Source organism: Grimontia marina (assembly GCF_900060185.1).
Lineage (GTDB): Bacteria > Pseudomonadota > Gammaproteobacteria > Enterobacterales > Vibrionaceae > Enterovibrio > Enterovibrio marinus.
Window position 1 is genome coordinate 1 of sequence record NZ_FIZY01000011.1, and the last position, 12,399, is coordinate 12,399.

Below are 12,399 nucleotides of genomic sequence, written 5' to 3' on the forward strand. Positions count from 1 at the left end.
CCGTACCCGTCACCGTCACCACAATCTCATGGGTTGAGCCGTCAGAGGCGGTGAGGGTAAAGGTGTCGTTGGCTTCCTGTCCTTCTGGCAGGGACTGGGCTTTGTCCGGATCGACGGTGTACGTCCAGTTGCCGTCCACTAATTCGAAGGTGCCGTAGTTGCCTTCCATGGTGACATTGTCGATGGTGGCGGTTTCGCCACTGTCAGGGTCAGTGACCGTGATAGTCCCGGTTGTTGAGGTATCCTGGTCAGTGACCTGTCCAGTGGTATCGCCGGTGACGACAGCCGCATCATCCGTACCCGTCACCGTCACCACAATCTCATGGGTTGAGCCGTCAGAGGCGGTGAGGGTAAAGGTGTCGTTGGCTTCCTGTCCTTCTGGCAGGGACTGGGCTTTGTCCGGATCGACGGTGTACGTCCACTCGCCGTCCACCAATTCGAAGGTGCCGTAGTTGCCTTCGATGGTGGTGTTGCCAATGGTGGCGGTGTCGCCACTGTCAGGGTCAGTGACCGTGATAGTCCCGGTTGTTGAGGTATCCTGGTCAGTGACCTGTGCGGTGGTATCGCCGGTGACGACAGCGGCATCATTGGTGCCGGTCACGGTCACCACAATCTCATGGGTTGAGCCGTCAGAGGCGGTGAGGGTAAAGGTGTCGTTGGCGGCCTGACCGTCCGGCAGGGACTGGGCTTTGTCCGGATCGACGGTGTACGTCCACTCGCCGTCCACCAGTTCGAAGGTGCCGTAGTTGCCTTCCATGGTGGTGTTACCTATCGATGCCTGACCACCATCTGGATCCGTAATGTTAATGGATCCGGAAGTAGATGTGTCCTGGTCGGTAATGGATGCTGTCATGTCACCTGTGATGACGGCAGCATCGTCAGTACCGGTCACTTCGATAGTAATGCTCTGCTGGGTGTTGTCGGATGCAGTGAGAGTAAAGGTTTCGGTCGCAATGTCGTCTGATCCCAATGCTTCTGCTTTGGACGGATCCAAGGTGTAAGTCCAGTTACCGTCGACCAATTCAAAGGTTCCGTATTGCCCTTCAATAGTAGTATTGGCAAATTCCGGTGTGTCGTTAGTGTCTGCATCTGAAATGCCGATTTGACCAGTTGCTGTCACGGCATCGGACACATCAAGGTAATTGATGCTGCTTACTTCGTTGTAAGAGCCATCAACCAGAGTTAAATCAGTGCCGGATGTGATATTAGGGCCATCAATTTGAACCAGCATGGTCGTTGGTTCGGCCTTACTGCCAAAATATTCTCCTGTTTGGGTTACCGAAACTGTCAGTACTGCCATGGTGAAAACATTGCCATAAGCATCGGTGTATTGGACTGTCGCATTAACAGAAACTGGATATGATTCGCCATTCAATTCGATGGACTGGGAACCGTCGTTATTTAGTCTGCCATCGCTGTCTGTGATGTTGGCACTGAAACCTGTCGAGCTGAAGTTCAGTCCGCTTGGTTGGCTGTTGGCATTAAAATCAGAGGAATCACCATCAACATCTTCACCAAACACAAATAGGTTAGTGATTTCGACTACAGGGCTTGTCTCCGTAGAAACGGAACCCGTGAATTTACCTGAAACTACGGCTGTATCTGCTGTACCTTCAATGGTGATAACTATCTGATGTTCATTGTTTTCACTGTCAGTGAGTGTGATGGTATCAGTGGCTGTTTGGCCGGAATTCAACCCCTGAGCAACGGACGGATCGAGAGTGTAGGTCCAATCACCATCTACCAGTGATAGTGAACCGTACTGACCGTCAACGTTTGTGTTGGCGATAACGGGTGTATCGCCACTATCCGAATCAATCACTTCGATGGAGCCAGTTGCAGTGATGTCGGACCCTTCCACCAAATTGGCCGATGTGTCTCCGGTTAACTGTGCTGAGTTATCGGTACCAGTAACACTAATCGCCAGTTCATGTTTCCCGCCCATGGAATCGGTAATGGTGATGGTATCGGTGACCGTTACCCCTTCGTCTATTTCAGCGGCCAGTTCAGGATCCAAGGTATATGTCCAGTTGCCATCTACCATAGTGAAGGAGCCATATTGCCCCTGTTGGTTGATATCTGGCAGGGTTGGGGTATCACTGCTATCTGGGTCGCTAACAGTTAATGAACCGCTCGCCGTCAATGAGCCTGTTTCATCGGTGACACCACCCGTAGTATCGCCACTCAGTACAGCGGAATCCTCGCTACCCGTAATAGTGATAACAATGTCATGCACTGTACCATCAGAAGCTGTGATACTGATGGTGTCGGAAGTTGACTCGCCTTCATCCAGATACTGAGCAAGATCAGGATCAAGAGTGTAAGTCCATTCTCCATCTACCAAGTTTAACGAGCCGTATTGCCCAGCCGTTGTACCGTTTGGCAGGGTTGGGTTTTCGCCTGTGTCTACATCAACCAATTCAACTGAGCCAGAGACAGTTAACGCAGCACTGCCTTCAGTGATTATGCCTGTGGTATTGCCAGTAAGCACTGGCTCCTGATCGGTACCGGTAATCGTAATAGTGATTTCATGCTTTGAACCGTCAGAAGCTTCAACTGTCACCACGTCAATTGTGGTTTCACCATCAGGTAAGGCAGCGACTGAATCAGGTGTCAGCGTGTAGATCCATTTGCCATCCACCAGTGTAAGCGAGCCGTACTGACCATTGACCTCTGCATCTGGGAGCATTGGCGAATTATCAGAATCCGGGTCGAAAACATCAATGAAGCCAGAAGTGGTCGGCGAGCCGTTGTCACTGATGGAACCGACAGTATTACCCGTCAGTAAAGGCTCATCGTCGGTACCTGTTAACGTAATAACAATTTTCTGCTCGGTGCCGTCGTTAGCAGTCAGGGTGATAACATCAGTGTCGGTTTCACCGGCGTTCAGTGTTGAAGCGTCTGCTTTATCAAGGGTGTAGGTCCACTTTCCGTCGACCATTTCAAGCACACCGAATTCGCCCTCAATACTTGTATCTTCGAAAGTTGGTGTGTCGTCGGCATCTACGTCGATAATTGACAGTGATCCCGAGACAGTCTGCACTGCACCGCTCGTGGTGTCGGTTAATGAGCCCACTGTTTGGCCTCCGACAACAGGCAGATCATCGGTGCCTTGAATGGTGATGTCGATCGTGAGTGGTGTGCCATCCAACGAGTAAACGGTGATGGACTCAGGTATCGTGTCACCTGCGTCCAGCGTATCAAAGGTTGCTGTGTTTTCCGGTGAAGAGATGTACGTCCAATTACCTACTTTGTCTATGGTGATATCACCGTAAGTTCCGCTATAAGTACCTTCCTGGAAGAAATGCTCACCGTAATCTGCATCAGAAACTATTGCGCGTCCGCTGGTAGAAATTTGGCCATCGGTTTCATCAACAGTCGCACTGGTTTTGCCGCTGAAAACAGCTGTATCGTTAGTGCCATCAATGGTGATTGTGATGGTTTGTACTGTGCCATCTTCTGCACGCACTGAGAGAGTATCAGTGAGTTGATTACCTTCGCCTAAAAGGTTGATTGCGTCTGTTTCGTCAGTAGTGGAGTAGTTCCAACTGCCGTTTGCTTCGATGGTAATTTCGCCCCAAAGCCCTTCAATGGTCTGCGCGGTGAAGGTGTTGTTATTACCATCAATATCGGTACTGATCAATTGTCCGGACGTCGACATGGTGCCGTCAGCTTCGACAATTGTGCCGACGATATCGCCAGTAATCTGAGCAGGGTCATTGGTGCCGATAATGGTGACTTTTATTTCGGTTTCTGTGCCGTCTTGAGAGCGCACTGTGATGGTATCGACGCGCTGCTCGCCTTCTTTCAGGGAATCCAGTACGGCGTTTTGCGACGGATCGGAGGAGTAAGTCCAATTACCATTACGGTCCATTGTGACAGAGCCGAGTTCGCCAACGTACGTCCCCGCATCCATGTAGCTTTGTCCTTCGTCAGGATCGACCACATTGATGGAGCCTGAGACGTTGACAACCTCGTTACTCTCGTAAACATCTCGTTCAGTAATTGCTGAGAACACCGGGCGATCATTCACGCCTTCGATAGTCAGGACGATCTGTTGCGCCGTGCCATCTTCCGAGCGAACCGTGACAACTTCCGTTAACGTCTCACCCTCTGACAGGCGCTGAATTGCGCCGGTTGGGTCGGTGGTGGTGTATGTCCAGTTGCCATTTTCATCTATGGACACTTCACCGCGCAGTGTGGTGATGGTTTCAGCGATAAATTTATTATCTGTGCCATCGACATCAGATGACGTTAGCGATCCTGTTGCGGTCATTGTTCCATTGTTGCCGACCACAGTAGCAGTTACATCACCGGAAATCAGTGCCGGATCGTTGGTACCTTCAATGTTCAGTATGATTTCGTGGGTGCTGCCGTCAGAGGCAGTGATGGAGATGACATCAGTAACTTTGTCACCATCTACCAAGGGAGTAACCAATACTTTTTCTACGGTGTAGACCCAGGAACCATTTTCAACCACGAGGGTACCGTATTCACCCTTGTAGATTCCATCATCCAGAGTGGTTTCATTGTTAGAGTCCGGGTCAACGATATTCAGGGTGCCAGATGCTGATGCCGGGGTAGTGCCATTATTGTCAGTCACGGTGGCGATGGTATCGCCTTGAACGGTGGCGTCGTCATCTTTACGAGTAATGGGCAGCGTAACTGTTTCTTCTACTGTTGTTTTGCCGTCTGAAACACTGACGGTAACGCTGATTTGTTGTAGATTCAGCGTGTCATCATCTATGGCAGCAGCCCCGGCTGCTGTGAGCACGACTTTACCGTTTTCAACCGCGAAATAACCATTGGGGTCGTTGGAGATCGTAATGGTTAGTTCATCACCATCAGCATCGCTAGCATCGATAGAAGCAATCACACTGCCTTCGGAAACATTCTCGTCTTCTGTCAATTCTACTGGTGTGACGGATATTTCTGGGTCGTCCTCAACCTCAGATACGCTGATAGTTACATTACCTGTAACAGAATTCTGGCCATCTGTTATTTCTATCGCGAAATTGACAGTGCCACTGAAATCAGGAGGTGGGGTTAGGGTAAAGGAGCCATCTGCATTTTCGGTGACGGTAGCACCAGGTGTATTAGCCTGAATGCTGGACACACGGATACTCGAAGGGTCACCACCTGAAACGGCGCTAAGAATGTCATCTCGACTAAGGGTAATTTCACCATCTTCTTGCATTGAGATATTAATGCCTTCGAAAGAGGGCGGCCTGTATTGGCTACCTTCTCCGTCACCATCTGAATCTTGTGCGGGATTTTCAAGAAACTGCGCATAGCGTGTGCTTATGAGGGTATCAGCCTGCTCTTGAGATAAACGTGACGATAAAAGCCCGGTGCTGTCGAAGGTCACAATGGTACTTAAACCGGCTGCGGCACCGCCCTTGGAAGCGTTATATTCAATGACGGAGGCCGCCGTCAGTGCAGAGCCCGAGGCCGCTTCACCGGCCGCTGTCTCAGTACCTTCTTTTTGGGTTGGGTCATCACCTTCTTCTATGGCTGTAATGATTTCAGCAACGTCTGAAGGCAGGTCTAGGTCTTCAAAGCCCTCTTCGCTAACAAGCAATGCCTCATCCAACAAATCAACCTGCTCGCCATCTTTAGTCACCAGCCAGGCATTTTTTCCGTTTGGTACAGACAACACATCGCCGGTTTGTACCACTGTATTTTCTGCAGCAGGAACCATTTCTCCATCTGGTTTCACCACAAATGCCTGTCCTACGACCTGACTGAGGACCAAGTTCATAGCCATAACTTTCTCCCGACAAATGATGACTCATTTTTGTTCTAAGTGTTTGCCTTATGAGCGGAATGTTAAAAGTAGTACATAAATATCTACGGTGATAAGAGAGGTGAATGAAGATAAGTACTTTTTCTTTGCAATGTGTTTCATAATTGAGATTAAACTAATCCATTCGTTGATATTGATAGCTATCTGATTGGACATGATGTTTTCCTTTAGGAAATGCGTGTATATGCAACTGAGAAACTTGTAAATAAGTGAGGTGTGGATTTGGCAGTCCCAGCAAAAAGCCACTAGCTTTATTAAACAAAGCAGTGTTTCGTCAATGATATTCGGTGATAAAAAAAGCTACTAGTAGCGGTATTTCTTGCTTAAAAAGGCCGACAGAAACAGGCCACTTCGTAACATCGATTGGCGATCTCAGCCTAAGACAAAATGCGTCTTGAAAAGTCTCAAAGGAAGGCCGAATGACAGGTTTGGTAAAGCATGAGCCGCTGATTGTGCTCGTCGACGAAGATCTCTCCCACATTGATTTCTATCAGCAAGTTTTGAGTGAAAGTGGTTACTGGTTGCGCTCCGTGGCGACCCCCGCAAAGTTGATGACTATTCTCCAGCAGCATCCGGTTAACATTCTCGTTATCAACATGGATTTTCCATTTGAAGGTGGAGGCTCCCTGACAGCAGAGATTGCGAAGATCAAGCAACTACCCTCCTGCCGTGATACGCAGATTGTGATGACGAGCACTCAATTCTCTTCCGAGCAAAAACAACTGGCCTACCGCAGTGGCGGCGCTGACTATATGGTTTACCCTATCACGCCTGAAGAGCTGTTCTTGAAGATGGGTACCCATTTAACCGCAGGGGCGAGAAAAAATGTATCCAGCGCATTGAGTAGAAGCTTCAATGTGCTTTCCGAGTCAAATATGGCGCTGTATCCCATGATGGCGGCTGCTCTGAGTTGTGCCCAAATGCTGAACCAAACTTCCCTCAGCAACAAACAAGCACTTTACCTTAATAGCCTGACCCGCTCACTGAAGCGCACTGGAGTAATCTGTGATAATTTGCGAGATTTTCAAGAGCTATCATCGCATTACCTTACCCTCGAAAATACTCCCTTTGACCTTGACCAATTATTGGAAAGTCTAAGGGAATACCTGCTCAGCGAGGCAGAAAGCCGAGAAGTGGAGTTGTTGTTCAATGTACCGCTGGATGTACCGCGCTCTTTGGTGGGCGATCCAGATAGATTACGGCGTGTACTTCTGAATATCATTGATGAAGCCATGGTAGTAGGCGAAGGTAGCCCATTGATCCTCAGCATCAGATCTGGGCAAATGAAAGATCACTGCGCTGTACTCGAATTCGCGATAAACCAAAAGGTGACGGATGGCGACGAGTCATTCGATGACTTGGAAGAGCTTACTGAACGGTTGGTGATGTCGAAATCCGAAGTCGATGAATCGATTAACCTGCTTATCGCGTCTTATCTGATCGAGAAAATGGGGGGGCAGGTACATTATGACTATGATGACGGTGAGCCTGGTGTCTACTTCAATATGGAGTTGCAACTGGCGAAAGCCACATCAGACAAAAGTTTTTCTGTTCCCGTTGATTTGCGAGAGCTGCGTGTCTTGGTGGTTGATGATAATCCGTCTTCAATAGCGGTGCACAAGGCGATTGTTGAATCGCTGGGTTTTAAAGTGGATTCCGCCAGCGATGTTGACAGTGCTTTCACTGCAATTGTGGAAGGGCACTTAGATTTGGAAATGGAGCCTTTTGATCTGGTGCTGCTTGATTGGCACATGCCAGGGAAGAAAGGCTTCCATCTTCTGGAGAAAATCAAAAACGATCTGGAACCGGAGAAGCACCCGTTAGTGATTGTGATCAGTGCCTATGAAAAAAGGATGATCGACAAAGAACGAGGGCAGGGCAAGATTGATGGCTACCTTCACAAACCGATTTCAGCATCGGTAATGTTTGATACCATTATGGGAGTAATGGGACAGAACCTACCCAAAACACACCGTCGGGTAATGGGCAATAAACAACATGGTTCCGCTGTTACAGTAAACGGAGGAGGTCGACGAATACTGGTGGTCGATGACATGCCAATCAACCAGCAAATTGCCCGTGAAGTATTGATGAGTAATGACTTTCAGGTAGAGCTAGCAGCGTCGGGTCGCGAAGCGATAGTTAAAGTTTGCCCTGCTCCGGAGCTTTACGACGCCATTCTGATGGATCTTGAAATGCCTGAAATGAATGGTTTGGAAGCCACCCGGATCATTCGGGAAACCTCTGACAAAGAAAGCTTGCCTATTTTTGCATTGACCGCCCATACCATGGAGCGTGACCGCCAACGTTGTTCAGACGCTGGTATGAATGAACACATTCCTAAGCCACTTGATGCCGACAACCTGCTACAAAAACTGGCGGTGTGCTTAGGGCTAGCCGTCACCTCACAGTCTTATTGCGAAGGAGATACAGACTCTCCGATGGAGGACCACGAATACGTCGATGTGGAAGACGGTATCAAGCGCGTGATGGGCAATGAGTCCCTCTATTTCAAACTACTTAGTGACTTTGTACATCAGGCGCGTGCGCAGGAAAACAAGATTTACCAGCAGATTGACGCTGGACAGCTGACAGAAGCTTCTGAAAATGCCCACAACATCGCAGGCAGTGCAGGGAATTTGTCAATCGTTGGACTTCGGCGTTCAGCCAAGCAGCTCCAAAATACTTTGTTGGCTTTGGAAGACCATCAGCCTCCGCTCGATCATTTTAAGCGGGACATGGATAATGCGATTAAAGAAATTGGGGAGATCCTGCTACAGCGAAACCAAGCTTCGATATCAACTGAATTGCTGAATGCGGAAAGTGCCGGTGGTGAGACGATAAAGAAAAAAGAGTCGAACGTGGATCAGGCCAAACTGGCTCGCTTAAAAGTGTTCAGGAGCCAAATGATGTCGCAGGATTTGATTGCTATTGATACTTACTATCAACTGATGATTGACTACTGCGATTTAGCGCCAAAGCTGAAACCTGTGGGAGACAAGTTGATCGAACTTGATTATGTCAAAGCTCTGGCGGCATTCAACGCCTATTTGAAGGAGAGCAAGCTGGATATCTCACCGGCTGAAGTAAAAGGAGCTTCGCATGAACGCTAATCATACTGCTCCGGATAAAGACACAGTCCTCATCGTTGATTCGTCGCCAAACAGTATCCGTATTCTTAACGCCATATTGGGTGAAGAATATAGGGTGATTTTTTCAACCACCGGGGCAACGGCCAAAGTACTGGCAAAATCAGAATCGCCAAAATTGATCTTGATGGACATCGAGTTGCCAGACATTGATGGCTTTAAGCTCTGCCAGTATTTTAAAACAGAGCCGGAGACAAAAGACGTACCTGTCATTCTTATCACTGAACATTCAGAAGACGAAGGCCGTGAGATGGGGCTGAGAATTGGTTGTGCCGATTATATCTCCAAACCGGTATCTCCGGCTGAAGTAAAGCTTCGAATATACAACCAGTTACGCATTCGTCGCAATGAAGAGTTGATCATGCAACGCGCACTCTATGATTCGTTGACAGGGCTGGCCAACCGTAACCTGACATTGGATCGACTGCGTTACGCGATTGCCCACGATTTGCGTCGTGGTTTGATGACGGGCGTGATGTTGGTGGATCTCGATAATTTTAAAATCATTAATGACACCCTGAGTCATGATGTCGGTGATCAGGTGCTGATCGAACTGTCCCGCCGCATCGTCAAAACGGTCCGCGAGATAGATACGGTTGGGCGCGTCAGCGGTGATGAGTTCCTGATTGTACTTCCTGGATTGCACCAGACCGAAAATGCCTGCCAGATTGCCAGCAAACTTCGCAAAGCCATCAACAAACCGGTGGAAATCGCAGGTGGTGGTGAAGTGCATGTGACGGTAAGTATCGGTATTTCACTCTGCCCATTGGATTCTGACGATTTCAAACGTCTTTTTGGTAATGCAGACGTAGCGAAACATCAAGCTAAAGAAGGTGGCAAAGACAGCTACCGATTATTTACAAGTGAGATGAACGACAATGCTCACCGCCGTTTACGGCTGGAATACCATCTGGTATGGGCTCTGTCACGGGGCGAATTTTCAGTGGTCTATCAGCCATTGTATGATCTTAAAACCAATCGCATTTCCGGTGCGGAAGCCTTGCTGCGTTGGACTAATGAAGAGCTGGGCATCGTTTCTCCTGCCGAGTTTATCCCCATCGCAGAGCAGTCGAATCTAATATATGAAATAGGCAAATTCGCACTGGATACCGCAATGGGAGATTTTGCCAAGCTTCAAAATTGCGGTGGTGATTTACTGCATCTCGCAGTGAATATTTCGCCGCAGCAAGTCCGTCAGCCACATTTTATCGAAGATTTTATGAAGATCATGGATAAACACAGTTTTGAACCCGAGCGTCTCGAACTGGAAGTGACGGAAGGGTTGCTCCTCAGTAATCAACCCAATGTGAGGGAGATGTTGAATAGGTTACATGATTTGGGGACAGCACTCTCCATGGACGACTTTGGTACCGGTTATTCATCCCTCAGTTATTTGCTGCAATTCCCCTTTGACGCGCTGAAAATCGATCGAGAGTTCGTTGACGGTATTACGGATGTGGAACTTAACGAAGCCCTCGCTACCGCAGTGATTTCCATGGCGCAGGGATTGAAAATGAAAACTGTTGCAGAAGGTGTGGAAACCGAAGAACAATTGGAAATGTTGAAATCGAAGGGGTGTGATTTGGCCCAAGGTTTCTACCTTAGTCGCCCATTGGATATCAAAAGCCTGAAAGCCCTGCTGGGTGATTCTGAAAATGAATCCACAACAAGCGAGGAAAATGCGAAAAACGCCAGGGCGACCTGAGCAATTCGTGGGATTTATCAACGGAGTTACGGCTCCCTTTTGTGTATATACCCAAACAATCTGAAGATGCTCGGATTCAGCAGTAATCAATGTGTTCAATTCGAGGCGAATTTCGTGATGAATAGTGGTCCTATTTCCGTGAAATTTAACAAAGAAGTGGGCGCATAGAGGGCCTCCCTTCGAACGAGTTGATTGATGTCGCGCTCTTTGTTGTTCCTTTTTGATGAAGAAGACTACACCTGCAAAAGAACACCGCGATCACAACGCCAGTCAATCTCCCTGAACCCTATATCTTCACGTTACTTGGATATAGCTATTCCAGCCACCCAGCAACAGTTTGTACGGGATCGCCACCACTCTGGGGTGTTAACCAAACCGCAATGGCGGAAGGAACGGCAACAGTGTCCCTCTCTAGCGCAAATTGCCAACTTCGCTGTCCAATTTTCGTGTCGAAATCGACGACCACAAAATCATGTTCCAGTGTTTTTCCTCGGTTTTCGCCACGTTTGACCTGAGTAGTAATGTTCATAGCGAGCAGAACATACTGTGCCTGGAATAGCCCACTACCTTCGTAATTCACGCGTAAGGTCTTACCCTCTATAGATGCCTTAAGCCTCGGTGCTATTGGGCCGTTGGCATAAGGAACCGTTTGTCTGGCGAAGAATCCCAGCCATTCCTGATCATTAATAAACCAACCTGGGGTGTACACACCACTGGCGCGAGTTTGAGAAACTTTTTGTCGCTGCCTCTTGCTGAATTCCGGCTTGGCATATTTGTCTGTCCAGCCAATGTAGTTCCAATAATCAACGTGGAAAGCCATTGGGATCACGCTCGTCCAAAGTTCATCATTGCCTTTCAAATTGTTGAGCGCGGCTTCTGCTGGCGGGCAACTGCTGCATCCTTCCGAGGTGTATAGCTCGACGACTGTTGCAGGAGAGCCACGGTTTTCCCAGCTCTGGGCAGAGAGCGCGTTGGAGGCTAAAGCGGTCGCAGCAAGCGCAAAAGACAACAAGGTACGCATAGTGAATCCTTTTCATGGCTAGTTACTACAGAGACCCGTCAGTGGGTGAGTCGCTTTCAAATAATGAGACTTCTTGTGCCTTTTCGCATGTATGAGGAGTCTTTTGTCTAAGCTAAGTAAAACGGTTTATATACCCAAACGACCTGAATTCGGACATTTCCAGGTCGTTTGGGTATGCAAGGGGAAAATCATGAAATTGATTGCGATTATGTTCTTAACGCTGTTTTTCGCCAGTGGCTGCAAAATCACCAGTATTGAGGGTGAAACGAAAGACGTCGAAATAAAAGTGAATTCCAAAGAAGATGAAAATAGCGGTCACTCAGAGGGCAAATTCTGTCCACCGGGACAAGCCAAGAAGGGGCGGTGTTAACGAAGGCTGACTGTGAACGCATTGCCTGAATCTTATGTGGTTGTGATGACGACCTTTGCTGATGACAGCATCGGAAAGCGAATCATTGAGTCTCTACTGGAAAAGAAACTGGCCGCTTGCATTCAGGTGTTACCTATTCAGAGCTACTATCACTGGCAGGGAAAAATCATATCGGATGCGGAAAAGCAGGTGATGATCAAAACCAAAAAATCACTTTATAAAGAAGTTGAAGCCGAGATCTGCCTATTACATGATTATGACGTGCCAGAGGTTATCCAACTTCCAATAGAAATAGGATTGGATGCTTATCTAGGATGGATTTCGGAAAGTTGCGGACAATAAAAATAC

Annotated in this window: 6 protein-coding genes; 4 read left to right on the forward strand and 2 right to left on the reverse strand. The window is 48.2% G+C overall.

All coding sequences use genetic code 11. The annotated features are described in order from the left end of the window. On the reverse strand, nucleotides 1–5,767 hold a 5,767-nt coding region (locus GMA8713_RS07600; protein WP_198159474.1), incomplete at its 3' end, for a VCBS domain-containing protein. A 458-nt stretch (nucleotides 5,768–6,225) separates the two neighbouring features. Between GMA8713_RS07600 and GMA8713_RS07605 the strand changes: the two genes are divergently transcribed. Together GMA8713_RS07605 and GMA8713_RS07610 are read left to right on the forward strand one after the other, a co-directional pair. Then, entirely contained in the window at nucleotides 6,226–8,919 is a 2,694-nt protein-coding gene (locus GMA8713_RS07605; RefSeq protein WP_062707415.1) for a response regulator, read from the forward strand. Further along, nucleotides 8,909–10,660, forward strand: a complete 1,752-nt coding sequence (locus tag GMA8713_RS07610) for a two-component system response regulator (protein WP_062707418.1) — start codon at nucleotides 8,909–8,911, stop codon at nucleotides 10,658–10,660. Before GMA8713_RS07605 ends, GMA8713_RS07610 begins: the two co-directional genes overlap by 11 nt. Nucleotides 10,661–10,973: 313 nt before the next feature. Here GMA8713_RS07610 and GMA8713_RS07615 read toward each other — a convergent pair whose 3' ends face one another. Next, nucleotides 10,974–11,681, reverse strand: a complete 708-nt coding sequence (locus tag GMA8713_RS07615) for a DUF1223 domain-containing protein (protein WP_062707421.1) — start codon at nucleotides 11,679–11,681, stop codon at nucleotides 10,974–10,976. A 190-nt stretch (nucleotides 11,682–11,871) separates the two neighbouring features. On the opposite strand from GMA8713_RS07615, the gene GMA8713_RS07620 reads away from it, so the two are divergent. Together GMA8713_RS07620 and cutA are read left to right on the forward strand one after the other, a co-directional pair. Further along, entirely contained in the window at nucleotides 11,872–12,051 is a 180-nt protein-coding gene (locus GMA8713_RS07620; RefSeq protein WP_062707740.1) for a hypothetical protein, read from the forward strand. A gap of 45 nt (nucleotides 12,052–12,096) precedes the next feature. Continuing rightward, nucleotides 12,097–12,393: a divalent-cation tolerance protein CutA gene (cutA, locus tag GMA8713_RS07625; RefSeq protein ID WP_422615193.1), complete on the forward strand. Its 297-nt coding sequence runs from the start codon at nucleotides 12,097–12,099 to the stop codon at nucleotides 12,391–12,393. The last annotated feature ends 6 nt before the right edge of the window (nucleotides 12,394–12,399 follow it).